Origin of the sequence: Desulfoluna spongiiphila (assembly GCF_900101345.1) — a bacterium.
In the GTDB taxonomy this organism is placed as follows: Bacteria; Desulfobacterota; Desulfobacteria; order Desulfobacterales; family Desulfolunaceae; genus Desulfoluna; species Desulfoluna spongiiphila.
This window is the reverse complement of sequence record NZ_FMUX01000018.1, coordinates 17,777-42,574: the sequence shown is the minus strand read 5'-3', so window position 1 is coordinate 42,574 and position 24,798 is coordinate 17,777. Positions and strand designations below refer to the sequence as shown.

General features: G+C 60.9%; 20 protein-coding genes. 11 read left to right on the top strand and 9 right to left on the bottom strand.

Annotation, left to right across the window (positions count from 1 at the left end; genetic code table 11):
• Positions 1-24: 24 nt before the first annotated feature.
• The 3 genes from BLQ12_RS20015 (at position 25) to BLQ12_RS20005 (ending at position 5,482) form a co-directional block, all read left to right on the top strand.
• Positions 25-1,131, top strand: a complete 1,107-nt coding sequence (locus tag BLQ12_RS20015; RefSeq protein WP_092213417.1) for an efflux RND transporter periplasmic adaptor subunit — start codon at positions 25-27, stop codon at positions 1,129-1,131.
• Entirely contained in the window at positions 1,128-4,190 is a 3,063-nt protein-coding gene (locus tag BLQ12_RS20010; protein WP_217640363.1) for an efflux RND transporter permease subunit, read from the top strand. Before BLQ12_RS20015 ends, BLQ12_RS20010 begins: the two co-directional genes overlap by 4 nt.
• A 194-nt stretch (positions 4,191-4,384) precedes the next feature.
• Positions 4,385-5,482, top strand: coding sequence for a GGDEF domain-containing protein (locus BLQ12_RS20005; protein ID WP_175469961.1), 1,098 nt, complete (start codon positions 4,385-4,387; stop codon positions 5,480-5,482).
• A gap of 60 nt (positions 5,483-5,542) precedes the next feature.
• Here BLQ12_RS20005 and BLQ12_RS20000 read toward each other — a convergent pair whose 3' ends face one another.
• From BLQ12_RS20000 to BLQ12_RS19980, 5 genes are all read right to left on the bottom strand, one after another.
• On the bottom strand, positions 5,543-7,939 hold the full coding sequence (locus tag BLQ12_RS20000) for an ATPase, T2SS/T4P/T4SS family (protein WP_092213413.1): 2,397 nt from the start codon (positions 7,937-7,939) through the stop codon (positions 5,543-5,545).
• Entirely contained in the window at positions 7,936-9,348 is a 1,413-nt protein-coding gene (locus BLQ12_RS19995) for an ATP-binding protein (RefSeq protein ID WP_092213411.1), read from the bottom strand. The genes BLQ12_RS20000 and BLQ12_RS19995 overlap by 4 nt, the downstream gene beginning before the upstream one ends.
• A 26-nt stretch (positions 9,349-9,374) precedes the next feature.
• On the bottom strand, positions 9,375-10,040 hold the full coding sequence (locus tag BLQ12_RS19990; RefSeq protein WP_092213409.1) for a GTP-binding protein: 666 nt from the start codon (positions 10,038-10,040) through the stop codon (positions 9,375-9,377).
• 13 nt (positions 10,041-10,053) lie between these two features.
• Positions 10,054-10,629: a response regulator gene (locus BLQ12_RS19985; RefSeq protein WP_092213407.1), complete on the bottom strand. Its 576-nt coding sequence runs from the start codon at positions 10,627-10,629 to the stop codon at positions 10,054-10,056.
• Between the two features lie 205 nt (positions 10,630-10,834).
• Positions 10,835-12,109 carry a peptidase U32 family protein gene (locus BLQ12_RS19980; protein ID WP_092213405.1) on the bottom strand — a complete coding sequence of 425 codons (1,275 nt, stop codon included), beginning with the start codon at positions 12,107-12,109 and terminating at the stop codon, positions 10,835-10,837.
• A 482-nt stretch (positions 12,110-12,591) separates the two neighbouring features.
• Here BLQ12_RS19980 and BLQ12_RS19975 point away from each other — a divergent pair, with 482 nt between their 5' ends.
• Positions 12,592-12,972 carry a nucleotide pyrophosphohydrolase gene (locus BLQ12_RS19975; protein WP_092213403.1) on the top strand — a complete coding sequence of 127 codons (381 nt, stop codon included), beginning with the start codon at positions 12,592-12,594 and terminating at the stop codon, positions 12,970-12,972.
• Here BLQ12_RS19975 and BLQ12_RS19970 read toward each other — a convergent pair.
• Positions 12,969-13,880, bottom strand: coding sequence for a hypothetical protein (locus BLQ12_RS19970; RefSeq protein WP_139164049.1), 912 nt, complete (start codon positions 13,878-13,880; stop codon positions 12,969-12,971). The genes BLQ12_RS19975 and BLQ12_RS19970 overlap by 4 nt on opposite strands.
• Positions 13,881-14,185: 305 nt before the next feature.
• Here BLQ12_RS19970 and BLQ12_RS19965 point away from each other — a divergent pair, with 305 nt between their 5' ends.
• Both BLQ12_RS19965 and BLQ12_RS19960 read left to right on the top strand, forming a co-directional pair.
• A complete protein-coding gene (locus tag BLQ12_RS19965; protein ID WP_092213399.1) occupies positions 14,186-14,674 on the top strand; it encodes an AF_0619 family ribbon-helix-helix protein in 489 nt (162 codons plus the stop codon).
• A 127-nt stretch (positions 14,675-14,801) separates the two neighbouring features.
• Complete coding sequence (locus BLQ12_RS19960) at positions 14,802-15,635, top strand: lysophospholipid acyltransferase family protein (RefSeq protein ID WP_092213397.1); 834 nt, start codon at positions 14,802-14,804, stop codon at positions 15,633-15,635.
• 264 nt (positions 15,636-15,899) lie between these two features.
• Here BLQ12_RS19960 and BLQ12_RS19955 read toward each other — a convergent pair whose 3' ends face one another.
• The gene (locus BLQ12_RS19955; protein WP_092213395.1) at positions 15,900-16,082 is read right to left on the bottom strand and encodes a hypothetical protein; all 183 of its coding nucleotides are present in this window, start codon (positions 16,080-16,082) and stop codon (positions 15,900-15,902) included.
• Between the two features lie 2 nt (positions 16,083-16,084).
• Positions 16,085-16,315: a hypothetical protein gene (locus BLQ12_RS19950; protein WP_092213393.1), complete on the bottom strand. Its 231-nt coding sequence runs from the start codon at positions 16,313-16,315 to the stop codon at positions 16,085-16,087.
• A gap of 293 nt (positions 16,316-16,608) precedes the next feature.
• Here BLQ12_RS19950 and BLQ12_RS19945 point away from each other — a divergent pair, with 293 nt between their 5' ends.
• Positions 16,609-18,243: an NAD+ synthase gene (locus BLQ12_RS19945; protein ID WP_254782090.1), complete on the top strand. Its 1,635-nt coding sequence runs from the start codon at positions 16,609-16,611 to the stop codon at positions 18,241-18,243.
• A 689-nt stretch (positions 18,244-18,932) separates the two neighbouring features.
• On the top strand, positions 18,933-19,949 hold the full coding sequence (locus BLQ12_RS19940; RefSeq protein WP_092213391.1) for a glycosyltransferase family 9 protein: 1,017 nt from the start codon (positions 18,933-18,935) through the stop codon (positions 19,947-19,949).
• 264 nt (positions 19,950-20,213) lie between these two features.
• On the opposite strand, the gene mnmL is transcribed toward BLQ12_RS19940, so the two are convergent.
• A complete protein-coding gene (gene mnmL, locus BLQ12_RS19935) occupies positions 20,214-21,158 on the bottom strand; it encodes a tRNA modification radical SAM protein MnmL/YtqA (RefSeq protein WP_092213389.1) in 945 nt (314 codons plus the stop codon).
• A 244-nt stretch (positions 21,159-21,402) separates the two neighbouring features.
• On the opposite strand from mnmL, the gene mnmG reads away from it, so the two are divergent.
• From mnmG to BLQ12_RS19920, 3 genes are read left to right on the top strand one after another with little or no spacing between them, the layout of a single operon-like run.
• Positions 21,403-23,277, top strand: a complete 1,875-nt coding sequence (gene mnmG, locus BLQ12_RS19930; RefSeq protein WP_092213387.1) for a tRNA uridine-5-carboxymethylaminomethyl(34) synthesis enzyme MnmG — start codon at positions 21,403-21,405, stop codon at positions 23,275-23,277.
• Positions 23,278-23,898, top strand: a complete 621-nt coding sequence (locus BLQ12_RS19925; RefSeq protein WP_092213385.1) for an ABC transporter ATP-binding protein — start codon at positions 23,278-23,280, stop codon at positions 23,896-23,898.
• Positions 23,895-24,710, top strand: a complete 816-nt coding sequence (locus BLQ12_RS19920) for an ABC transporter permease (protein WP_092213383.1) — start codon at positions 23,895-23,897, stop codon at positions 24,708-24,710. Before BLQ12_RS19925 ends, BLQ12_RS19920 begins: the two co-directional genes overlap by 4 nt.
• The last annotated feature ends 88 nt before the right edge of the window (positions 24,711-24,798 follow it).

Genomic DNA, 24,798 nt, shown 5'->3' with positions numbered 1-24,798 from the left:
CATGGAGTCGCATAAGGAGAGGGTATGGGCGGTCGGGTATGGGGAGGGGTGATTCTGGGAGCAAGCCTCCTGGCACTGGGAGTCGTTGGTTGTTCCGGTGGCAGGGCGGGCGAGGAGGTGCACCTGAGGCCGGTGCGCGTGCAGAAGGTTGTGCGGGTGGCCCCGGAGGTCTCCCGGGTGTTTTCCGGGTATGCCCTGGCCTCGGTGGAGTCCAGGCTCAGTTTCAAGGTGCCCGGTACCCTGAAAGAGATCCCGGTGAAGGTGGGGGATTTCCTGGATGAGGGGGCCCTTGTGGCGGCCCTGGACGACCGTGACTACCGGTTGCGGGTCCAGGAGGCCGAAGCGGGCCTGGACCAGGCCAGGGCCCAGGCGAGAAACGCCTCTTTGTCCTATGAGCGGGCCCGGCGGCTCTGGGAAAACGACAACATCTCCAAAAGCGACCTGGATCGGGCCCGTGCGGCCTGGGAGTCGTCCACGGCCCAGGTGACCTCCATCGAGAAGAAAAGGGACCTGGCAAATCGCCAGCTGGGGTACACCCGCCTGGTCTCTCCGGTGGCCGGGTCCGTCACCATGGTCCTGGCCGATGAGAACGAAAACACCGGGGCCGGGGTGCCCGTTGCCATCCTTGCGTCGGGGCGCCGGGTGGAGGTCCATGTGGACATACCCGAGGTGATGATCTCGGGCATCCGGGGGGGCCAGCGGGTGGCGGTGCGGTTTGCCGCCATGGGGGAGAGGCCGTTTCCTGCCGTGGTGTATGAGGTGGGCACGGCGGCCACCGGCTTTGCCGCCACCTACCCCGTGACCCTGCGCCTTGTGGACGAGGTCAGGCAGGTGCTGCCCGGCATGGCCGCGGAGGTGACCTTTCGTTTCCCGGGGCGCAGGGGGGAGCGCTTCCTTGTGCCGTCCCATGTGGTGGGGCAGGACGCGTCCGGGCCCTTTCTTTATGCTGCGGAGCCCGACGGGGAGGGAACCGCGACCATCCGGCGCCTTCCCGTGGCCGTGGGGGCCCTCACCGGGCGGGGCCTTGAGATTTTTTCCGGGCTCACCGGGGACGAGTGGGTGGTGACGGCCGGCATGAGCCGCCTGAGTGAGGGGATGCGGGTGCTGCTTAAAGTCCAGGAGGCCCCATGATGCACATCACGGAAGCGGCGATTCGCATGAACCGGGTGACTCTGGTGATGATTCTCATGGTGGTCCTGGGGGGCTGGGTGACCCTGCACCGCCTGCCCCAGGACGAGGATCCCGGGTACATCATCCGAGTGGCCATGGTGACTACCTACTTTCCCGGGGCCAGCCCGGAGCGGGTGGAGCAGCTGGTCACCGATCGTCTGGAGAAGGCCATCCAGGAGATCTCTGAGCTTGACTATGTGGAGAGCGAATCCCGGCCCGGGATCTCCATCATCTATGTGAACATCGACGAGTCCTACAAAAACATGCGCCCCCTCTGGGACGAGCTTCGGCGCAAGGTGGACCGGGAAACCCCCCGGCTCCCCGAAGGGGTCATCGGTCCCTTTGTCAACGACGACTTCGGGGATGTCTTCGGCCAGGTCCTTGCCCTCACCGGGGAGGGGTATACCTACCGGGAGCTCAAGGAGGTGGCCGACGAGGTGCGAGACGAGCTGCTTCGCATCGACAACGTTGCCAAGGTGGAGATTATCGGGGTCCAGGAGGAGCAGGTGTTCCTGGAGTTCAACTCGGCGCGCCTGGCCCGGTACGGCATCTCCCCCCTCATGCTGCAGCAGGTGCTCTCCCAGCGCAATATCATTACCCCCGGGGGAGCCCTGGAGTCGGGGCAGGAGCGCATCAACCTGGAACCCACGGGGAATTTTGAGGCCGTGGCCGAGATCCTGGACACGGTGATCTCGGTGCCGGGCCGCAAGGAGGTGGTCTACTTAAAGGACCTGGTGGCCGTGACCCGGGGCTATCAGGACCCGCCGTCGACCCTCATGCGTTTTAACGGGGCCCCGGCCCTGGCCCTTGCGGTGTCCATGTCCGAAGGGGGGGATATCATCGCCCTGGGCAAGGAGGTGACAGCCTTTAAAACACGGCTGGAAGGCCTCTACCCCATTGGCGTGGCGTTCCATTTCCTGGCCCGCCAGCCCGAGCGGGTGCACCGGAGCGTCAGTGATTTTCTCTCCAACCTCATGCAGAGCATCGCCATTGTTTGTCTGGTGATGCTGGTGAGCCTGGGATTGCGGACGGGCCTGCTCGTGGCCAGCCTCATCCCCGTGACCATCCTGATGGCCTTTATGCTGATGGGTTTTTTCGGTATCGGCATCGACCAGGTCTCCCTGACGGCCCTTCTGATCTCCCTGGGGATCCTGGTGGACAACGCCATTGTCATGAGTGAGTCCATCATGACCCAGGTGCGTGAGGGGCAAAGCGTCGCCGAAGCGGCGGTCACTTCCGCCAGGGAGCTTGCCCGCCCCCTGCTTACGGCCTCCTTGACCACCTCCTTTGCCTTCCTGCCCATTTACATGGCCAAATCGTCCACCGGGGAGTACACCGCGCCCCTGTTCAAGGTGGTGACCCTGACCCTGCTCAGCTCCTGGGTGCTGGCCCTTACCATGATCCCCCTGTTTTGTGTCCGGTTTCTGCGCGTGAAGGGGCAGGAGAAGGAGTCCGCGTACAATTCACCGTTTTACACGCGGTACCGACGGGCCCTCATGGGGGTGCTTCGCCATCGGCGGCTGTTTGTGGCGGCCATGTGTCTTGCCTTTGTCATCGCCATGGTGGGGTTCCGGTACGTGCCCAAGCGGTTCATGCCCGATTCGGATCGCCGCATCATCACCGCCACCGTGGAGACGCCCCCGGGGTCGGACATCGCCCACACCGAGGCCATGGTAAAACGGGTGGAAGGCTTTATCCGGGAGAACCTCATGGCGGAAGAGGGGGGAGAAGGGGTGGTGAACTGGGGGAGTTTCGTCGGCGAGGGGGCCCCGCGATTTATCCTCTCCTACCGGCCGGATCCTCCGGAGAGCAGCTTTTCCTACCTGCTGATCAACACCACCTCCTTTGAGGCCGTGGCCGAGGTGGTGACCCGGCTCCAGGATTTCTGCGATGCCGAGCTCCCCGAGGTGCGGGCCAAGGTGTCCCGTCTCTCCGTGGGGCCACCGGTGAACCATCCGGTGGCGGTGCGGATCTCCGGCAAGAAGGATGGCGCGTTGTTCAAGCTGGTGGACGGGCTCAAAGAGCACCTTCGCGAGGAGCCGGGTGTCCGGGAGGTGGGGGACGACTGGGGGCGCCGCACCCGCAAGCTGGTGGTGCGGGTGGATCAGGAGCGGGCCCGGCGTGCGGGCATCACCAGCCGGGACATCGCCCTCTCCCTTCAGGGGACCTTAAGCGGGGTCCAGGTGGGGCAGTACCGGGAGGAGGACGACCTCATTCCCATTGTGGTGCGCTCCGTGGCCGAGGATCGAAACGATATCGAAAAACTGGAGGGGCTGCGCATTTACAGCCTGGCCACGGGCCAGTCGGTTCCCTTGAGCCAGGTGGCCAGCATGGACACGGACTGGCAGAACGGCAAGATCATCCGCAGGGACCGCCTCAGGACCGTGGAGGTGTACGCCGATCTGTACGAGGGGTTCAACGCCCTGGCCATCAACGAAAAGGTCTCGGCCTGGCTGGCGGAGCAGAGCGGGGACTGGGGCCTGGGGTATCGCTACGAGGTGGCCGGGGAGGCGGAAAAGTCGGCCAAGGCCAACCAGGCCATCGCCGACGAACTGCCCTTTGCCGGCATGCTGATCATGCTGCTGCTGGTCCTCCAGTTCAACTCCCTGCGGCGGACGCTCCTGCTTCTGTGCATCGTGCCGCTGGGGCTCATCGGGGTCACCGTGGGCCTTTTGGTGGCGCGGTCCTATTTCGGGTTCATGACGCTTCTGGGGGTGGTGGCCCTCTCCGGCATTGTGATCAACAACGCCAACGTGCTGCTTGATCGCATCCGTATTGAGATCGAGGAAAACGGGCTGGAGCCCGGTGACGCGGTGGTGGTGGCTGCCCAGCGGCGGCTTCGTCCCATTTTGCTCACCACCCTGACCACCGTGGGCGGGCTCATTCCGCTCTGGGTGGGGGGCGGTCCCCTTTTTGAGCCCATGGCGGTCTCCATTATCTTCGGGTTGGTTTTTGCCACGGTGATCACCCTGGGCATGGTGCCGGCCCTTTATGCCCTTTTTTTCAGGGTTCGCATCTAAGGGACGGCACACCAATAAAACATTCAAAAGCGATGCCTCCGGCGGCAAGGTGAGTAAGGCGCCAGTAAGGGCGGTGGGGGTAAACAGCACGGGCCACAGAGGACCGGGCCCGTGGCAATGATACGTGCGCACGGTGAGGGCGGCATCAGCCTCCCATGCGTCTGGCCGGTAACGCAAGGAGTGGGGTGACAGGTATGTCCGGGACGACATTCAATCAGGGGCTTCGGATCAAGCGGTTTGCCATGGCCGCAACCACGTACCTCATGTGGTTGGGGCTGTTTGCCTATGTTCGCTACATGGGGCTCTCGGAGATACCCTGGCCCGTTTTGTGGCGGTGCGCTTTTCTGGTGACTCTCTGCAACATCGCCTTGCTGGCGGTGTTTTTGAGCGGCTTGAACCGGTGGTTCAAGGACCCGAGCCTCACCCTGTTTCAAATGGGGATGGGGACCTTCTGGGTCATGGTGGGAGTCTACTATTCGGGGGAGGCCCGGGGCGGGTTGCTTCTTCTCTACCTTGTGGTGTTTGTCTACGGGCTGTTCCGGCTCAAGGTGCGGCAGTTCCTCTTCCTTTCCGCCTTTGCCATCGGCAGCTACGCGGCGGTGCTTTTTTTCCTCCACCGGCAGGACCCGTCGGGGTTCAACACCCGGTTGGAGGTGATGAACCTGCTCATCCTCATGGTGGTGCTGCCCTGGTTTTCCCTGGTGGGGGGCTACATCACCAGCCTGAGGGAGAAGGTGGCCCGGGCCATGGCCACCATTGAGAAGCTGGCCATCCACGACGACCTCACCCAGGTGTTCAACCGCCGCCAGATGTTCCAGATCCTGGAGCGTGAGAAGGCCTTGGGCGACCGCGGGGTCCATCCCTTTTCCATCTGCATCTTTGATCTGGACCATTTCAAGCGGGTCAACGACACCTTCGGCCATGAGGCGGGCAACACCGTGTTGCGGACCGTGGCCCAGGCCATCCAGAAAAACCTGCGGGACATCGACCACATCGCGCGGTACGGGGGGGAGGAGTTTATCCTTATCCTTACGAATTCCGGGGTCAGCGAGGCCATGCAGTGCGCCGAACGGGTGAGGGCCCTCACCGAAGGGCTCTCCTACGAGGGCCTCCCGGCGGATTTTCGGGTGACCATCTCCGTGGGGGTGACCAAGTACACCCCGTCCGAGGACATCAAGGCCTCCATCACCCGGGCGGATGATGCTCTGTATCGGGCCAAGCGGAATGGGCGCAATCGGGTGGAGTACGAACCGGCGGGGCGCCTGGGAAGGGAAGGGGCAGGCAATGGGTGAGGGGCATCATCGCTCAGGCGACTGATATTGCAGGGGTGTCATGACTTTTTGGTCGAGCCTTTAGACGTCGGCCACACGGGTGGCGCAGTCCGGGCAGGAGTTCCAGTCCGGCTCCAGGTAGCAGCCGCAGTTGATGCACTGGAGAAGGATCCGGCCTGAGCAGAAGGGGCAGTAGCGGTGGCGCTCCCGTAAGTTGGCGCTGCAGTGGGGGCACTTGACCTCCAGGGTGTTCTGGGGGCCCAGGACCCGAAGCACCTCCTCGGCGGTGGTGATTCCCTGGTTGATTTTGGTCCACCCGTCTTCGACCAGGGGTTTCATGCCGGCCCAGCGGGCGGCCCGGGTGAGTTCGGACTCCGAGGCCGCGGTGTTGATGAGCTGTTTGATCTCATGGGTGACGGTGAGGATTTCAAACAGGCCCGTGCGCCCTCTGTACCCGGTGTTGTTGCACCGGTCGCACCCCTTGCCGCGGAAGGCGGGAAACGTTCCCCCGTTGGGATTGATGCCCAGGGCATCGATGACGTCCGGGGTGAGGGTCTCGTCTTCCTTGCAGTTATCGCAGATGCGGCGCACCAGCCTCTGGGCGATGATCCCGCTCAAGGCCTCGCCGATGACGTAGGGCTGGATGCCCATGTCCCGCAGGCGGGTGATGGTGGGGATGCTGCCGTTGGTGTGGAGGGTGCTCAGGACGGTGTGGCCGGTGAGGGCGGCGTGGAAGGCCACCTCGGCGGTTTCAAAGTCCCGGATCTCTCCCAGCATGATGACGTTGGGGTCCTGCCTTAAAATGGCCCGCAGGACGATGGGAAAGTTCAGGCCGATCTTCTCCTTGACCATGACCTGCTCGGCCATGGACATGAAGTACTCCACGGGGTCTTCGATGGTGGTGTAGTTTTTGGTGATGGAGGCGTTTTCCTGCATGAGGGAGTAGAGGGTGCTGGTCTTGCCGCTGCCCGTGGGGCCCGTGGTGAGGATGCATCCCTGGGGGCGGTTGATGAGGCGGGTGACCATCTCCTTTTCATCGTTGGTGAGCCCTAAGTCCTTCACGCTTTTGATGGAGGCGTTGCGGTCCAGGATGCGGAAGACCACCTTTTCCCCGTTGATGGTGGGCAGGCAGGAAAGCCGGATGTCCACCATTTTCGAGGGGGTCTTCACGGTAATCCGGCCGTCCTGGGGGCGTCGTCGTTCGGAGATGTCCAGCTCGGCCATCACCTTGATGCGGGAGACGATGGCCGGGTGCATGGTGATGGGCACGTGGATCTTGTCGTGGAGCAGGCCGTCCACCCGGTAGCGCACCATGACGTACTTGGTTTTCGGCTCGATGTGCACATCCGAGGCCGCGTGGCGCAGGGCATCGGAGATGATGGCGTTGACGATGCGGATGGCCGGGGGCTGGTCCTTGGCGATGAGGAGCTCTTTGAGGTCGGCTTCCTCGTCCTCTTCGTCCAGGATGATCTCAATGGATTCGGTGGGGTCTTCCAGCTCCAGCACGGTGAGCTCGTCCAGGCTTGTCTCATCATCCCCGTACAGCTCTTCGATTTTCTTCAGGATCTCCTTGCGGGTGGCGATGACCGGCTCCACACGCAGGCCGGTGATGAACTGGAGATCCTCGATCTTCAGGTACTCGCTGGGGTCGTTCATGGCGATCATGAGCCCGGTTTCCGTCCGTTTCAGGGGGACCAGCAGGTTGGTTGTGCAGATCTCCCGGGGGATCAGGGCCACCAGGGCCTCCGGGGTACTGAACTCCGCGGGGTAGACGCGGTTGATGCCCATCTCCCGCTGGATGGCGTTGAGGATAGTGCCCTCGTCCACCAGTTCCATCTCCATGAGTACCTGGGGCATGGGCTGGTTTTTTTTTGCCTGGATTTCCCGGGCCTTTTCAAGGTCGTTTTTCCGAAGGAGGTTCTGCTTCATCAGGATGGAGCCCACCTGGCTGCGGTGGGTGTTGATGAAGCGGCTCATCTGGTTGATTTTTTTTGTCTGGGAGACCTGGCTTTTTTTCAGGGCCCGGTTCTCCCGGATGAGGTCGTATTGTTCCAGGGCCAGGCCCACGGTGATGCGCAGGTCTTCGTCGTTCCAGGGCTTGGTGATGAACTTGTAGACGGCCCCTTCGTTCACCGCCCCCATGATGGCCCCCACATCGGCATGGCCGGTGAGCATGATGCGGATGGTCTGGGGATGCTCCCGTTTGATGCGGCGCAACAGGTCCGCCCCGGTGATCCCGGGCATGCGGTGATCGGTGATGATGACGTGTATTTCCTCCCGGCTGAGGCACTCCAGGGCCTCCTCGCCGGAGGAGGCGGTGACGATCCGGTAGTTCTCTTTGCGGAAGATCCGCTGCATGGCCGACAGCACACCGGCTTCGTCATCCACAAAGAGGATGGCGTAGGGGCGGGACTCCTGGGTTGGCTCCTCCGGGGCCGGGGGCTCTTTGCCCAGGAAGAGGGAGGCGAGTCGGCTCATGGCTCCTGCTCCTCGGCGGGGGGGGCTCGGTGCAGGGGGAGGCGCAGGGTAAAGGTGGTTCCCCTGCCCTCCTCGCTTTTGACGCTGATGGAACCCCGGTGACGTTTGACGATGTTGTAGACCACGTTCAGGCCCAGGCCGGTGCCTTTGCCCACGGGCTTGGTGGTGTAGAAGGGGTCGAAGATTTTTTTCAGCATGCCTTTTGGGATGCCGGTACCGGTGTCGGCAATGGCCACGATGGCATGGGTGCTGTCGTGGCAGGTGGAGACGGTGATGGTACCCTTGTCCGTGATGGCCTGGGCGGCGTTGACCAGAAGGTTGACAAAGACCTGGTCAAGCTGCCGGGGGTAGCACTGTACCGGGGGCAGGTCCCGGTAGTTTTTTTTCAGGGTGGCCTTGTATTTGAGCTCGCTGCCCACGATGTTGATGCTTTTGTCCAGGTTGGCGTTGAGGTCGGCCAGGGAGAGTTTCTCTTCGCCGGGGTGGGCAAAATCTTTGAGGTCCTGAACGATTTTGCGGATGCGCTCCGCCCCGTCGATGGATTCACTGAGCAGCGGGGGGATGTCCTTGAGGATGAAGTCGATGTCGGCGCCTTCGTCAACGTGTTGGAGTTCTTTCAGGAGACGGGCTTCGTTTTCCCCGGCGAGAAGGCCCGCCCGCTGGGCCCCGCCGATGAGGTCGCGCTGGAGGGTGACGAACCGGATAAGTTCCCCGGCATACTCTTCGAGGCTGTTGATGTTGCTGGTGATGAACCCCATGGGGTTGTTGATTTCGTGGGCCACCCCTGCGGCGAGCTGGCCGATGGAGGCCATTTTTTCCTGTTGCATGAGGCGTTCCTGGGCCTGGTGGATTTCCTCGGCCTTTCGCTTGACCTCCCGGTCCAGGCTGGTGGCCAGGAGCCGGTATTTTTTTTCGGATTTGGCAAGCTGGGTGGCTTTTTCCTTTAACACGGCAAAGGTCTCTTCCACCACCTCCCCGTGGACCTGGGAGGCCATGGCCAGGCCGCAGCCGCTTTTCAGGATCTGGGTGATGGCTGTGCCCAGGAGGGTGCCTGCGGCGTCCAGGGCCTCGGTGGGGGCGTTGCCGTCGGGGTTGTAGCCCAGGGCCAGGGAACCCAGGATTTCCAGTTCGTGCACCAGGGGGGTGAGGATCACCCATCCTTTATGGGTCTTGCCAAGGGTGCGGGTCTCCGGCCGGTGGGCGGCCAGGAGGTCGCCGATGGCCCGGGTCACCTCTTTTTCGGAGGGCTCGGGGGCCAGGGAGGTGCCGTCGGCCATGACCACGGAGAGGTGGGCCACCCCCAGGCGGGGGGCCGCACGGGCCCAGCCGAGGACCAGCTCCGTGGGGAGCAGGTCCTTCAGGGTGTATTCCCGGTCAAAGGGGATGATGGTCTCATGGGGACTCTCCATGGGCGGGAAGGCTCCTTGGCTTGGGGTCAATGGCTCATGGACTCGGGGCAGGGCGGAAGGATCGAGAGCAGGTTCTCCTCCATGATGCGGTAACGGCCTTCGAGGCCGTGTGCGTCATCCAGCTTCCGGTAGGTGGCCGAGAGAATGGTCTCAAAGGTGGTGCGTACGCCTTCTCCGGTGAGGGCGGTGGAAAAGGTGACGGGAAGCCCTGCCGGCCCCCATCGGGAGAGGACCTCCTCCGTGGCGAGGATCTCGGGCAGGTCCCGCTTGTTGAACTGAATCACCAGGGGAAGGCGCTCAAAGTCCAGGCCGATGCGCCCGGCGTTTTTTTCCAGGTTTTCAAAGCTCTGAAAATTGTTGACGGACTGCGCCACCTGGGAGTCGGCCACGAACACCACGCCGTCGGCCCGGGAGAGGACCGCTTTGCGCGTGGCGTCATGGGCCACCTGCCCCGGCACGGTAAAGAGCTTGATCTTGACCCGGTATTCCCCGTCGGTGCGGGCGAGGATGGGGAGCATGTCGAAAAAAAGGGTGCGATCGCCCCGGGTCTCCAGGCTCATGAGGTCTCCGCACTGGCCCGGTCGGATGAGCTCGTGGAGCTGGATGAGGTTGGTGGTCTTCCCGGAGAGGGCCGGCCCGTAGTAGACGATCTTGATGACGATTTTTTTCTCTTCGTCGTGGATCTCAGCCATGGGTTCCCCCTTTTCAGCTGCCCTTGGCCTGTTCGATATCCGTGATGATGGCCGTAAGGGTTTCCTGAAGGCGGCGGTTGAGTTCCCTGTACTGTTTCCCGGTCTCCTCCACGTCGGAGAGGCAGGATCTCAGGCGGCCCTCCATCTCGTTGTTGAGGGCCAGCAGGGCCTCGTTTTTCTGCTTGATGACCTGGGACATCTGCTTGTTTTCCATGGCCAGGTTGAAGTGGTCGACCCCGTTTTTCACCGACATCTTGAGTTCTGCCTTGCTCCAGGGCTTGTTGATGAACCGGAAGATGTGCCCCTTGTTGATGACGGTGATGGTGGCGTCGATATCGGAGTGGCCGGTGAGCATGATGCGCACCACCGAGGGCCAGCGGATGCGGATTTTTTCCAGGAACTCCGATCCGTCCATGGCGGGCATCATGCGGTCGGAGATCACCACGGCCGGTTTGATGACGTGGATCTCTTCGAGGGCCGTGGACGGATCGTCAAAGGCATATATTTTGTAGGGCTCGTTTCGAAAGGCACGGGTGATGGAGTCCAGAATGGGTTTTTCGTCATCCACAAAGACTACTTTGTTGTTCATGGGTCACCTCTGTCATGGCGAACGGGTAGGGTCGGGCGGGGGGTCCCGGGCAAGGCGGAAAGGGGCGCTGATGCGGATTTCGCGAAAAAGGCGGACTCAGCAAAAAAGGGGATGGCCGGGATAGGTGTGGGGGACCGGGATCTATGTTTTCATAGTATCACAGCCTGTCAGGAGGTTGCAACTCTCCTGAAACAGGCTGTTTTTGTTATTCCGGGGCGATACCGCTTTTCGGGAGGCGGGAGGCGCCGGGTGCGTGGCCGTAGGTGCTCTCTTCGGCGATGCGGATGAGGTCGTTGGGGGCGTAGTGACCGCTCAGGGTGACGGTGACGCGGGTGTTGGGCTGGGCCAGCTCCTGGGGCTGCCCGTCAAGGGCTGTGAAGGCGGCGATGGTGTCGGGGCGGGCAGGGCCTTTCCGGGTGAGGACCTCAACCACCTGGCCTTCGGTGATTTTGTTCCGCACGTGGAGGGTGACGCGGGAGCCGTCCACGGCCGTGATCTTACCGGCAAAGCGGTGGATGGTCCCGGGTCGGGAGTCCTCGTAGTTGGGGGCGGCGTCCCCTTCGTAGCCGAAGTAAAAACCGGTGGAGTACTCCCGGCTGTTGATGCGGGAGAGCTCTTCGAGCCACTCGGGCCGGGTCTCGTAGTGCGTCGGGTCCTCGTAGTAGGCGTCGATGGCCTCCCGGTAGGTCTTCACCACCGAGGCGAGGTAGTTGATGCCCTTCATGCGCCCTTCGATTTTCAGGGAATCGATGCCTGCGCCGATGAGGGCAGGGATGTGATCGATCATGCAGAGATCTTTGGAGTTGAAGATGTAAGAGCCCCGCTCGTCTTCCTGAACCGGGTGGTAGTGGCCGGGGCGCATCTCCTCCACCACGGAGTACTTCCACCGGCAGGGATGGCTGCACTGGCCCCGGTTGCTGTCCCGGTTGGTGAGGTAACTGGAGAGAAGGCAGCGGCCGGAATAGGAGATGCACATGGCCCCGTGGACGAAGGCCTCCACCTCCAGGCCGCCGTTGTCCGCCACCCCCTTGATGTCGGTGAGGGGCAGCTCCCGGGCCACGTTGATGCGGCTGGCGCCCAAAGATTTCCAGAAGCGGGCCGTGTCCTGGTTGGTGGTGTTGGCCTGGGTGCTGATGTGGAGATCAATGCCGGGGGCGAGCTCCCGGGCCGCGGCAAAGATGGCCGGGTCGGCCACGATGAGGGCGTCGGGTTTCACCTCGGCAAGGGCGGTGAGGTACTCGCGCATGGCACCGAGCTCGTCGTTGCGTGCATAGACGTTGCAGGCCACGTAGACCTTGACGCCGTGGGCGTGGGCGTGGCGGATACCCGCCGCCATCTCCTCTAAGGTGAAGTTCCCTGAAAAGTTCCTGAGGGAAAAGGCCTTGCCCGCCAGGTAGACGGCATCGGCGCCGTAGTGAACGGCGATCTCCAGTTTTTCCGGATTTCCCGCCGGTGCGAGGAGTTCAACTCGGTTGCTCATGGTTCGTGTATCCCTTGGGTACGGGGTTCCGGGCCGTAGATGCCTGGAATATAAATAAGGTTGATAAAGGGACGGGCCCCCCGTGGGGCGCGGCGCCCGGTCATGCCGACTCTACCAAAAGGGTTCCCCCTTTGCAACGCACCGTGGTATTGAGGAGCCGTCCTGAAACAGGTGATGGTTTGCACAAAAACTTAAGGTACCTATTCCGCTTATGCCTCCGGCGGCCCTGCCGGGGGCCAAACTTTTGAAAAGTTTGACAAACAGGTTCTGAGGATGGTTCCGGCATATTTGTAAGTAGCTGTTAACCTGAAGGTTCTCTATGAAACGATTAGGTATCCCCTTCTGGCGCCCAGCCCCAGCGGGGCTGGGCGCCAGAAGGGGATACAACTGGAACGTTTTTGCGGAGCTTTTTTCAAAAAGCGACCCGCTGGAGGCCCCGTTTTTTTACTGTGTCAAATCAGATACGCGAAAGGGAGCATGGCATGAAAGACGATACAGGCATACGCGAGTATCAGAACATGGTGGACCTCTGGGTGAAGGAGGTGGGGGTGCGGTATTTTTCCGAGCTCACCAACCTGGGCATCCTTTTGGAAGAGGCCGGTGAGGTGGCCCGGATCATGACACGGGTCTACGGCGACCAGAGCTTTAAGCGGGAGGAGCCCGCCCCGGACCTGGGGGACGAGCTGGCCGATCTCATGTTCGTGCTGGTCTGCATTGCCAACCAGACCGGGGTGGATTTGCCCGAAGCCCTTGCGAAGAACCTGGCCAAAAAAAGTGCCAGGGACAAAACCCGCCACTGGAACAACCCCAAGCTCTTTGCAGGCGGGGACCCCGGCTCGGCACCCGGGTCCCCTGAAGATTAAGGCTCCGGCGGGGCCTGGGCCTCCTCGTCGTCGGAGGCGTTTCGCAGCTTGGCAAAGCTGAAGACCGCATTTCGACCCGAGATTTTCCGCAGGGTCAGGACATAGGTCTTTTCGTCCAGGGTGAAGGTGACCATCTCGTCGAGGCCCAGCACCTTGTACTCGTCGTTAAGGAAGACCTCCACCGTGGGGCCGGTCTCGGCAAAGAGGTCCATCTGGTCGTTGACCTGCTTGACGTAGAGGGTGTAGAGGTCGGGGACCAGCTCATGGTACTGGTTTTCCCCGGTGTTGATGAAGTCGCCGTACTCTCCGTTTCGCCCCAGGGAGGCCGCCTTGCCGGCGGCTTTTTCATCGAGGAGGGTCCGGATATTCCGGTCTTTGGCGATCATGGCCGAGGCCGACCCGAAGACACTGCCCGTGCTGGTGGAGATGAGCTGGATGGAGAGCTTCACCGCGCTGCCCAGCACCACGGTGTGTCCCACCACGATGGCGTCGATGTTCAGGGCGCGGCCCACCTTGCGGGCATCCTCTTCCTTGATATCGGAGTTTTTGGTCACCGCGCTCTCAACGAGGCCCAGGATGCTGTCCTCGCCGGTGGCGTCCAGCATTTCGCTGCGTACCACCGTGAAGTAGCCGGTTTTGAACAACTTGTCCGACACTTCCATTTCCAGGTACTTTTCCAGCTGCTTGCGCTTGCCGTCGATGCGGGTAAACTCCTTGACGGCCACGCGACGGATGCGTCGCCGGGTGAGCTGCTTGGCCACTTGGGTGGAGAGGGTGCTGATTTGGCCGTCCACGCCGGATTCATAGCTGAACCGGGCCGGTTTTTTGCTGGGAACATACTGGGGAGGGCGAGCACAGGCGGTTGCCAGAACGAGAAGGACCACTACAAAAACCCATTGTTTCATCATATCACTCCAAAAACATTCATACCGGCCCCCGAAAGCCTGCCTGGAGGCGTCGTAACATCAATATTTTACAACTGCATCATTCATTATCACAGAAGCGGGGCCGGGGCCACAGGGGATTTTCCTGGGGCAGGGGGCGGTTACGGGAACTGCCGTGGCTGCGGCTTGTCAGGGCACCTTTTCAGTTTTCCACGGCAGGGTCGGGCCGGTACGTAGTTGCACAGGCAGTACGTATTGTTTTATTGACACGTATTGAGGGGGTGTGGCAGGTTGTACGGGGATAAAATGTGACGATTTGGGGGGTACACATGGCAAAAAAAGTGACGATCAGCGTGCCGGACGATCTGTACGAACGCATGAAAGAGTGGCGGTCGAGCATGAACTTTTCCCAGGTTTTTCAGCGCTCGATCTCCAACATGATCCGAAAGAAAGAGGCGCTTCGGCAGAAGATTCACGACGAACTGGACATGTCCAGCGTGGTGGAGCGGCTGAAGCGGGAGAAGGCCGAGTTTGAGGCCAACTTCATTGAAGAGGGAAAACGGGCGGGCCTGGAGTGGTCCCGCACAGCCCATTACAGGGAGCTGCAATACGCCCTGGGATGGACACCGGGAAGCAACCCGTTCAAGGACGAGCACCTGGGGGACTACTTTTCACAGGTGTTGAAAAAACAGTCCGATCGTTTCGCCATCACCGGGCGCACGGCCCAGAAACGGTTTCAGGGATTTATCGACACCTACCTTTCCGGCTGGAAAGAGGGGGTGGAGAGCTTCTGGAATGAGGTGAAGGACAAGGTGTAAGGCGGAGCCCGGCCACCTTTCCCAATATATTTTTGCTTTTAGAAAACTAAGATTACGGAAATGGGCATACCGTTTCCTTATTACCAATGATTATTCTGTGGCGGGTCCCCCCGTCGGGAGAGAAACGATGGCATCTGGCAACGGGACAAAAAACAGTGTGGAAGCCTACCTCAGGCGATACGCAGAGGAGTTGGGCGGCAATGTGGAGTGCGCGTGGGACCGGGTGTGGGGTCGCTTCGGGCGCTTCGTGTACTGGCCCTATCGCTGGCTTGTGGTGGCACCGTTTCTGGGGCTCTCCACCCTGGTGCTGGCCCCGATGGCCGTGCTTCTCTCTGTCACCGTCTCCCCCAATGTCGCGTCGAAAACCATTGCTGCCTTCTGGGCCCGGGTCAACAGCTTTGTAACCCCCATGTGGGTGGACGTCAGCGGACGGGAGAAGATACGGGAGGGGTCCTCCTATGTGGTGGTGGCCAATCACCTGAGCCACTACGACATCTATGTGCTCTATGGCTGGCTGGGCCTGGACATCAAGTGGGTGATGAAAAAAGAGTTGGAGAAGGTGCCCCTCATCGGCTGGGTCTGCAAGAGCATGGGGCATATCTTTATTGATCGGGGGGACAGCGCAAAGGCCGTTGACACCCTCAACCATGCCCGGGAAAAGGTCCGGGGCGGCACCTCCGTCATCTTCTTTCCCGAGGGGACCCGAAGCGATGACGGAAGTCTCAAACCCTTTAAGAAAGGAGCCTTTCGGTTTGCCCATGACCTGGGCCTGCCCATCCTCCCGGTGACCATCAAAGGGACCCGCAGGATTCTTCCCAAGGGGAGCACGGAGCTGATGCCCGGGGGTGTTTCCCTTGTCATCCACGACCCTGTTGATGTCACGGCCTACGGCAGGGGCGAGCTGGGGGCCATCGTCAACCGGGTGCGCAATACGATCCGCACGGAGCTGGAAGAGTTTTAACGCCTGTGTTTTGTTGCCAAAGGGCAAGGAAAAAGCCTCCGGTGGCCCTGCCGGTGTCCAAGCTTTTGAAAAGTTTGATAAACAGGATTAAAAGAACTGACGTGCGGAGGTAAGCTGAACAGCTAAGGCGTTACCCCAAAATAAATGCACAGGCCAACCCTGAATGCCGCTGTGATTTACCCCGAGGAACGAGGGGTAAAGCGCTGCGGCAACCCGCTTTCAAGGTGGCTCACCTTGCCGCCGGAGGCATGTTTTTGTTTTTTTCTACGGCTGTTTTTTCTTCCGGAACATGAGGGTGACCAGGATCAGCGAGAGGGTCACCACGCAAGCCACGGCGACTTTGGAGCCGGTGGAGCCGAAGCGGGGGAGGATCACCCTGGGGATCAGCCACAGGTAGCAGGTGGCGTGGAGGGACCCGATGAGGCAGAGTCGGATGATTTTTTGCACACCTACTCCTCTGGCACCTGGGTCAGTCGTTTTCGAAGGGTCAGCAGGACGTTGGCTCCCATGAGGCAGATGAGGGTGGAGAAGGGGGCAAAAGAGCAGAGGGATCGGTAGCCGATGACATTGGCCTCGGAGGCCTGTGTCCAGGGAATAAGGGTGCTTGCCCCGGCAAGGAGAAGGAGTCCGGCGGTAACGGCCATGGCTGTTGATTTTAAACGATGGGCTGTGGTGTGCATGAAGTCTCTGTCGATGTTTTGGAGCCCTTGGGGCTCCTTTTTTTATAAAATACGGCCTCTTGCATGAAAGAATTACCGGCTGGAGACTATAGCACACCCCGCCTGGGAAAGATACCCCGGTGTGCATGGAACAAGCCCTTGGTATGAATAGGGTTTGACCGCGATGACGCGGTGGGATACTATCCGGGATATGAACGAGGGCGCTTGAAAAATGTGTCGGAAATTCAGTTGGATAGGTGCTCTGCAACGGCGGGGTGTGACTGGTAAAGCGGAACAAGCACGGATGCATGAATATGGTGAGAATAGCAGCAGGGCAGATCAATCCGATCATCGGAGATTTTGAGGGCAATTGCCGCAAGATGGAAGCGGCTGCGGCCAAGGCCCGTGAGGCCGGGTGCCGACTGGTGGTTTTTCCGGAGCTTGCCGTGAGCGGGTACCCGCCGCGCGACCTTCTGGAGCGGCGGTCTTTTATTGCGGACAATCTGGATGCCGTGGAGCGTCTCATGGAACGGGTTCAGGGCATTGCCGTGCTTCTCGGGTACGTGGAGAGAAACGGCGAACCCGGCGAGAACAACCTGTACAACGCGGCCCTTCTCTTTGAGGACGGGCGGGTGCTCCACAAGGTCCGGAAGCGGTTGCTGCCCACCTACGATGTGTTTGATGAGCGCCGGTATTTTGAGCCGGGCAGTGAATCCCTTCCCGTCATGTGGAACGGGGTCCGCCTGGGCATTACCATCTGTGAGGACATGTGGAACGACAAGGAGGTGTTTTCCTCCCGGAAGTATCGCGTGGATCCCGTGGCCGACCTCTGCGAAAAGGGGGCCGAGCTCCTGATCAACATCTCGGCGTCTCCTTTCAACGCAGGCAAGCCTGCGTTCCGTGAGACGCTCATCTCATCGGTGGCCCGCCGGTACAAGGTGCCTGTCTGTTACGTCAACCAGGTGGGGGGCAACGACCACCTGCTGTTTGACGGGGCGAGCCTGGGGTTCCACAACGACGGCACCCTGGCGGCCCGCGCCGCCTCGTTCGAGGAGGACCTCCTGGTGTTCGAGCCCATGGAGAAGAGCCCCCAGCGCATTGCCGAGGCCCCCTCCTGCGTGGAGGACGAGGTGTACCGAGCCCTGGTCATGGGGACCCGTGACTATGTGACCAAGTGCGGTTTTAAAAAGGTGGTCATCGGGCTCTCCGGGGGGATTGACTCAGCCCTGACCGCAGCCGTTGCTGCCGATGCCTTAGGGGCTGAAAACGTTTCGGCCATCTTCATGCCGTCGGAGTACACCTCCTCGGACAACGATGAAGACACCCGGGCCCTGGCGGAAAATCTCGGCATGGCATACCAGGTGGTGCCCATCGCCCCCATGTTTGATGCGTTTCTCGGGGCTTCGGATGTGTTTTGCCGGGAGGAACACGGGGTCACCGAACAGAACATCCAGGCCCGTGTGCGGGGCACCCTGCTCATGGCCCTCTCCAACAAGACCGGGGCCCTGGTGCTCACCACCGGCAACAAGTCCGAGCTGGCCGTGGGGTACTGTACCCTTTACGGGGACATGAACGGTGGCCTGGCGGTCATCTCCGATGTGCCCAAAACACTGGTGTGGGACATTTCCCGGCACGTGAACCGCCATGGGGAGGTGATTCCCCAGCGGATCATCGACAAGGTGCCCTCGGCGGAGCTCAGGCCCGACCAGTCCGATCAGGATGAGCTGCCCCCCTATGAGGTCCTGGACGCCATTTTGCACGCCTATGTGGAGGAGGTGAAGGCTCCCGCGGAAATCGAGGCCATGGGGTACGACCCGGCCGTGGTGGCCGATGTGGTGAGGCGGGTGGAGATCAACGAATACAAACGCCAGCAGGCGGCCCCGGGGCTTCGCGTCACGGCCAAGGCCTTCGGAAGCGGGCGGCGTTACCCCATCGCCAAGCGGATTTGATCCCGGGCGACAAGGGGTGGGCCAATGACTTGCCCGGGACAGGGGGATTTTCCTTTTTGTCTCGGGTTCGGTTCGGCCTGTTTGGTGGTGGGTGATTTTATGCTGACCAAAGGGTAGTAAAGGTGGGGCTCTGGGAATTTCAAGTTTCTGGGGCGTTTGGTATGCTTTATTTTCAGGCCTCTCAGCAGTCAAAGAGGCAGGCTGGGGGGATCCCCTAGGTAAATGAATGCATTACTCTATATACAAAGCCAAGGCGCCTACCTATAATCTCCAACAAAGCGATGGGGTGTATCCTGAAGCGAACTTAGTTTTGCTTTTGTGGTGTCGCCCTGGCGCACCCGCCGACAAATGGCCCACCTGCTGCCCGTGACCGGTGCTTAAGGCACGCAACGGAAAATTGTCAGGTACGCAGCTCCTGACCCTTTCTTTTCCCTTCTCAGGAATTCCCTTCTGGCACGTATTGTCGGATTTTATGGGTGTGGTGACATAAAGTCCGACAATACGCAGCACCATCTTTTCCCTTCAAGCACTGCTTGTTGAATGTCTTGCGCTTTGTGTTTTTCGCTGTTATCAATGTTTTGTGTGGTGTTCGGGTGAAATCCGCCCGCAGTTGGTTTGGTGTGATGTATCCATATCGGAAGCTGTTGTGTTAAACGGTTGTGATTGATACGTGCATTGGGTAATTCGACATGAATCATTTATGGTTTCAGCGCGGTGGGTATGCGTCAAAAAAAGCTCGCCTATTCATAAGGCATGGGTTTTCGCCAGAAAAGATAAAGCACATTGCCGTTATTCGGCACGCCGCCCTTGGGGACCAGGTCATTGTCCGGCCCTTCCTGATCGAGGCGCGAAAATTTTTCCCCAACGCCGAGATCACCCTGGTCGGTGTGGCAAATTATCGATACGGCATACCGTCCGATCTTGCCGACGCCACGATCATCATGGCATCCAGGGACCAGAAGAGGCAGATGAGTCTGAAGGATCGTTTTCGCGACCTCGGGCAGCTGCCTCCCCAGGATATTATTTTTGATGTTGCCGGAACAAGCCGTTCCCGCTGGATGACGCTGTTGAGCAAGGCAACATTGAAGTTCGGGTTTCCCTACAAATCCTATTTTTACGGGGCCCTTTACAACATGGCGGTGTTTCGTTCCGATTTTCAGCCCGAGCTGGAATGCATGCTGGATATGCTCAAGTTATTGGGGCACAATCCTTCGCGCCCCCTTGATTTCGGGTATCCGAGCCACCTGACATTGTTCGACCCCTCCCATCCCGCCCCGTCCATTCTCTACTTTAACGGGGCATCCATGCGCTCAAAGATACTGCCTCAGCAACAAATGAAAGAGGTGCTTCAAACCGCTTCCGAAAGGCTTCCCCACTACCGGCATATCTATCTGGAAGGTCAAAACGACTATGAAAAAGGTGACTTTCTGGACGATCTTACCGGGAAAGGGAATGTGTCGGTCCAGCCCTGTTTGCCCCTGAACGATCTCATCGATCTCATCGCCAGGGCCAGGCTTGTGGTTTCTCCGGATACAGGGGTTCGGAACGTGGCCGTCTCAACCCATACGCCCAGTGTCGGCATCTTCTATTCCACGGTTCCGCATCGCTACACCCCCCTTGACGGCCATCATCACATTGTGATGACTGCAAATGGCGCGATACCGTCAACGGATCAGATTGTGGGTGCAATCCAAACCGTCTTGTGATGGGGCAGGCTGTGACGTTGCTCCCCCCCCTCCGCCAGGATCGATAGAGGTATTCCGCTTATTCCTCCGGCGGCCCTGCCGGGGGCAAGCATCTGAAACGTTTGACAAACAGCTGCCTTGCATAGATTTCTCCAACATACCCTGAATGAAATGCGAATGTGATTTTCCCCGAGGCACGAGGGGGAAAGCGCATTCGCACCCTGCTTTCAAGGTGGCACACCTTGCCGCCGGAGGCAGATGTTTAAGAGTTGAATAGTTTTTCCGTTATTCCTGTGGCTTTTTCATGTACCGCGACCCCTGGGTCGTGCCGCGGGCTTCCAGGGTTGCCTGGATGCGCGCCAGGGTTGTTCCTTTTTTGAGGGGCCACTGGGGTGCGCGGAGTTCGTCGCGGTGGGGGTCGCCGGTGAGGCGCTGGATTACCATCTCCGGGGGAAGCAGCTCCAGGAAATCGCATACCGTCTCCACATAGTCGTCCTCCTCCATGCAGGTATAGCCCCCGTTCAGGTAGAGGTTGTCCAGGGGGGTGTCTTTCACCACATACAGCAGGTGAATCTTTACCCCGTCGACCCCCAGGTCCGCCAGGAGCCGGGCCCCTTCCAGCATCATGTCCCGTGTCTCCCCGGGGAGTCCCAGGATGATGTGGGCGCAGATTTTGACCTCCGGTGCGATTTTTCGGGTGAGGGCCACGGCCTCTTTGAAACAGGCCACGTCATGGCCTCGGTTGATGGCGGCCAGGGTGGTGTCGTGGGCGGACTGGAGACCGTACTCGATCCAGACCAGCTTCTCTTTGGAGTAGGCATCCAGAAGGGCCAGTTTCTCTTCGTCCACGCAGTCGGGGCGGGTGCCGATGGCCAGGCCCACCACGTCGTCAAAGGCCAGGGCTTCGTCGTAAAGGGCTTTCAGTCGTTTCACCGGAGCGTAGGTGTTGCTGTAGGCCTGGAAGTAGACGAGGAAGAGCTTTGACTTGTACCGTTTGAAAAGGGCGATGCGTCCCTGCCGGATCTGGTCGGAGACGGAGGTGCCCAGCAGGTGGGCTCCGGTGCCGGACCCTTTTTCGTTGCAGAAAATGCACCCGCCGGTGCCGTTGTGTCCGTCCCGGTTGGGGCAGGTGAAGCCCGCGTCCACGGTGAGTTTCTGCACCCGTTTGCCGAAGCGTTCCTTGAGGTGGCTGTTGAGATCGGTGTATCGTTTTGCCTGTGTTGCGTTCATATTGACCTTGCTTGAAACCCGATAATATACTAAGGGGATGAGCGTAAAATGTGATGGCGTTTCGGGCGCCTGCGCCATGCAGGGCCCCGGAGCTGCCGGTGAGCACAGTCGGTGAAAACCGGCTTTTTGTGTTGGGGCGTATCCCCCGGCAGAGGCCATCATACATCGAACGGCCGGAGAGGTCGAAATGAAAATGGATTCCCGGTCGCTTGATCCTTATGGCAGATAAACAAGCAGGCAAGAGATGGTATTAACGACACGAAAATATGATGTGATTGTGGTGGGGGGTGGCCACGCCGGGTGTGAAGCGGCGCTTGCCGCAGCCCGCATGGGGCTTTCCACCCTGATTCTGGCCATAGACCTGGACAAGGTGGCGTCCATGCCGTGCAGCCCCTCCATCGGCGGAACGGCCAAGGGGCACCTGGTGCGGGAAGTGGACGCCATGGGCGGAGAGATGGGCAAGGCGTCGGACGCCTCGGCCATTCAGTTCAAGACCCTTAACACCAAGAAGGGGCCCGCGGTCCACTCCACCCGTACCCAGAACGACAAGAACATTTACCATCGCACCATGAAGGCGGTCCTTGAAGGCCAGGCAAACCTGCACCTCAAGCAGGGGATGGTGGAGCGCCTGGTGGTGGAAGGGGGCGCGGTCAAAGGGGTGGTGGACCAGACCGGTTTCGGGTACGAGGCCGGGGCCGTGGTCATCGCCGCCGGTACCTTTTTAAGCGGCCTGGTCCATGTGGGGCAGTGTGCCATCAAGGCGGGGCGTGCCGGAGAATTTGCCGCGTACGGCCTGGCCGCATCCATGAAAGACCTGGGTCTTGAAATGGGGCGCATGAAAACCGGGACCCCTCCGAGGGTTCACCGGGATACCATTGATTACTCTCAGCTGGAGGAGCATCGGGCTGACGAGACCCCCTGCTTTTTTTCCTTTTCCTCCACCCACGCACCTTTGCCGCAGCTGCCGAGTTTCATCGGGCACACCACCGAGGCCACCCGCAACGTGGTCATGGAGAACCTTGCCCGGTCTCCCCTGTACTGCGGCACCATCAAGGGGGTGTCGGCCCGGTATTGTCCCTCCTTTGAAGACAAGGCCGTGAAATTCCCCGACCGGGTCTCCCATCAGGTGATCCTGGAGCCCGAAGGGATCGACACCCGGGAAATGTATGTGAGCGGCCTGGGCAACAGCCTCCCCGTGGATCTCCAGATTCCCTTTGTGCGATCCATCCCGGGGTTCGAGGAGGCGGAGATCATCCGGCCCGGCTACGCCATCGAGTACGATTACGTGAACCCGGTGCAGCTGCGCCCCTCCCTGGAGACCCGAAAGGTCGACGGTCTTTTTCTGGCCGGGCAGATCAACGGCACCTCAGGCTACGAGGAAGCAGCCGCTCAGGGGCTCTGGGCCGGGGTCAACGCGGCCCTGAAGGTGATGGGGCGGTCCCCCTTTGTGCTGGACCGATCCCAGGGTTACATGGGGGTGATGGTGGACGACCTCATCACCCGCGGGACCCTGGAACCCTACCGTATCTTTACCTCCCGGGCGGAATACCGGCTGATGATGCGCGAGGACAACGCCGACTTCCGCCTCACCGAGATGGCCCATGAGTTGGGCCTGGTCGGTGACGACACCGTGCGGCAGGTCCGTGAGCGTAAGGCGGCCATCGACCGGGAGATGGGACGAATCCGACGGGTGGTGGTCAAGCCCTCTGCTGAGATCAACGCCTATCTGGGAGAACGCGACTCCGCGCCCCTTAAGACCGGCGCGCCCCTTGACCAGATCCTCAAGCGGGCCAAGGTCGGCTACGATGTGGTGAACACTGTGGCCCCGGCCGATCCTCCGGTGGAACCCCGGGTGGCAAAGCAGGTGGAGATCGAGGTGAAGTACGAGGGGTACATCGATCGCCAGCTTGCGGAGATAGAAAAATTCAAGCACCTGGAGAAGATCCGCATCCCGGAGAACTTCGCGTTCGATGCCGTGCACGGTCTCTCCAACGAGCTCCGGGCCAAATTGATTGAGGTGCGCCCCGTCTCCCTGGGGCAGGCCTCCCGCATTGACGGCATCACGCCGGCGGCCTTGTCGGTTCTGATGATTCATCTCAAGAGGCAAGGAGGGCAGTGAGTGGAGAGCGGCGACCTCATCATTGACGACCTGGCAATCCGTGGTCTTGGGCCGGTGCGGCTCACGGTCCCTGCAGGGACCTGTGTGGGTATCTCAGGGCCCTCGGGCATCGGCAAGAGCTCGCTCCTGCGGGCCGTGGCGGACATGGAGCCCCACGACGGCCAGGTGACCCTGGGGGCCACGGCCCGCGATGCGCTGTCCGCTTCGGAGTGGCGGCGGACGGTGGGCATGCTGCCCAGCGAGAGTGCCTGGTGGGCCGATGGGGTGGCTGAACACTTTTTGTCGCCGGAAACGGTGCGGCCTGAGGTGCTGGGGCTGCGCGAGGAGGTCCTCGCCTGGCCGGTGAAGAGGCTCTCCAGCGGAGAGCGCCAGCGCCTGTCCCTTTTGCGCCTTCTGGATCGGGAGCCCATGGCCCTGCTCCTGGACGAACCCACGGCCAATCTGGATGAAGAGAGCACCCGCCGGGTGGAGGAGCTGATCCTTGCCTATGCCCGGAAGCGCCGGGCACCGGTGATCTGGGTGGGCCATGCCATGGCCCAGCTCAACCGGGTGGCCGGGCGGGTGGTCTCCTTTGACGCCGACGGGGTCCTGCGGGACGCGGACGGGGAGGTGTGCCGATGAACCCGGTCATCGTTCTTTCTCCGGTGGATCTGTCCATTGCCGCCCTGCTGGTGGTGGCCCTGGCCCTGCTCTCCTTTCGCATGGACCTGGGGCTGACCCGCCAGATCCTCGTGGCTGCGGTGCGTACCACCTGTCAGCTCCTTTTGGTGGGGATGGTGCTCAAGACCCTTTTTGACCACGCCCATCCCCTGCTTCTGGCCGTCATCGCCCTGGTGATGGTGACCACGGCGGGCCGGGAGGTGATGAGCCGCCAGACCCGCTCCTTTAAAGGGCCCTGGGGGTTTGCCACGGGCACGGCGGCCATGACCCTCTCTTCGTTTTCCATCACCTGCCTGGTGCTCTCCACGGTGATCCGCATCGATCCCTGGTACGCCCCTCAGTATGCCATTCCCCTGCTGGGCATGATGCTGGGCAACACCATGACAGGTATCTCCATCGGCATGGAGCGCCTGACGTCAACGGCGTGGCGGGACAGTGCGGTTATCGAGGGGCGCCTGCTCCTCGGGCAGACCTGGGAGGAAGCCGTGGGACAGATCCGGCGCGAGAGCATTCGGAGCGCCATGATCCCCACCTTGAACGCCATGGCCGTGGCAGGTATTGTGAGCCTGCCGGGGATGATGACCGGCCAGATCCTGGCGGGCAGTCCCCCCATGGAGGCCGTGAAGTACCAGATTCTCATCATGTTCATCATCAGTGCGGGCACGGGCTTCGGGGCGGTCCTTGCCGTCTCCGTGGGGGCCAGGCGCCTGTTTGACGACCGGCAGCGGCTTCGGCTGGACCGCCTGAGCAGCCGCAAGGGGCGCGCGCAGTAAGAATATGGTGCCGTCCTTGACACGCGGGGCCATTGGCCCTATTTTCCTTGTATCGAAAGCGTTTGGATCTCCGGTAGGTGAGCAAACG

Bases quoted from the DNA above. Each gene is read 5' to 3' on its own strand.
- BLQ12_RS19920 (WP_092213383.1), top strand. From the start codon at position 23,895: ATGAACCCGGTCATCGTTCTTTCTCCGGTGGATCTGTCCATTGCCGCC.
- BLQ12_RS19980 (WP_092213405.1), bottom strand. From the start codon at position 12,109: ATGAGCAACCGAGTTGAACTCCTCGCACCGGCGGGAAATCCGGAAAAA.
- BLQ12_RS19945 (WP_254782090.1), top strand. From the start codon at position 16,609: ATGGTGAGAATAGCAGCAGGGCAGATCAATCCGATCATCGGAGATTTT.
- BLQ12_RS19960 (WP_092213397.1), top strand. From the start codon at position 14,802: ATGGCATCTGGCAACGGGACAAAAAACAGTGTGGAAGCCTACCTCAGG.
- BLQ12_RS20015 (WP_092213417.1), top strand. From the start codon at position 25: ATGGGCGGTCGGGTATGGGGAGGGGTGATTCTGGGAGCAAGCCTCCTG.
- BLQ12_RS19975 (WP_092213403.1), top strand. From the start codon at position 12,592: ATGAAAGACGATACAGGCATACGCGAGTATCAGAACATGGTGGACCTC.
- BLQ12_RS19940 (WP_092213391.1), top strand. From the start codon at position 18,933: ATGAATCATTTATGGTTTCAGCGCGGTGGGTATGCGTCAAAAAAAGCT.
- mnmG (WP_092213387.1), top strand. From the start codon at position 21,403: ATGGTATTAACGACACGAAAATATGATGTGATTGTGGTGGGGGGTGGC.
- BLQ12_RS19995 (WP_092213411.1), bottom strand. From the start codon at position 9,348: ATGGAGAGTCCCCATGAGACCATCATCCCCTTTGACCGGGAATACACC.
- BLQ12_RS19965 (WP_092213399.1), top strand. From the start codon at position 14,186: ATGGCAAAAAAAGTGACGATCAGCGTGCCGGACGATCTGTACGAACGC.
- BLQ12_RS19985 (WP_092213407.1), bottom strand. From the start codon at position 10,629: ATGAACAACAAAGTAGTCTTTGTGGATGACGAAAAACCCATTCTGGAC.
- BLQ12_RS20000 (WP_092213413.1), bottom strand. From the start codon at position 7,939: ATGAGCCGACTCGCCTCCCTCTTCCTGGGCAAAGAGCCCCCGGCCCCG.
- BLQ12_RS19950 (WP_092213393.1), bottom strand. From the start codon at position 16,315: ATGCACACCACAGCCCATCGTTTAAAATCAACAGCCATGGCCGTTACC.
- mnmL (WP_092213389.1), bottom strand. From the start codon at position 21,158: ATGAACGCAACACAGGCAAAACGATACACCGATCTCAACAGCCACCTC.
- BLQ12_RS19970 (WP_139164049.1), bottom strand. From the start codon at position 13,880: ATGATGAAACAATGGGTTTTTGTAGTGGTCCTTCTCGTTCTGGCAACC.
- BLQ12_RS19990 (WP_092213409.1), bottom strand. From the start codon at position 10,040: ATGGCTGAGATCCACGACGAAGAGAAAAAAATCGTCATCAAGATCGTC.
- BLQ12_RS20010 (WP_217640363.1), top strand. From the start codon at position 1,128: ATGATGCACATCACGGAAGCGGCGATTCGCATGAACCGGGTGACTCTG.
- BLQ12_RS20005 (WP_175469961.1), top strand. From the start codon at position 4,385: ATGTCCGGGACGACATTCAATCAGGGGCTTCGGATCAAGCGGTTTGCC.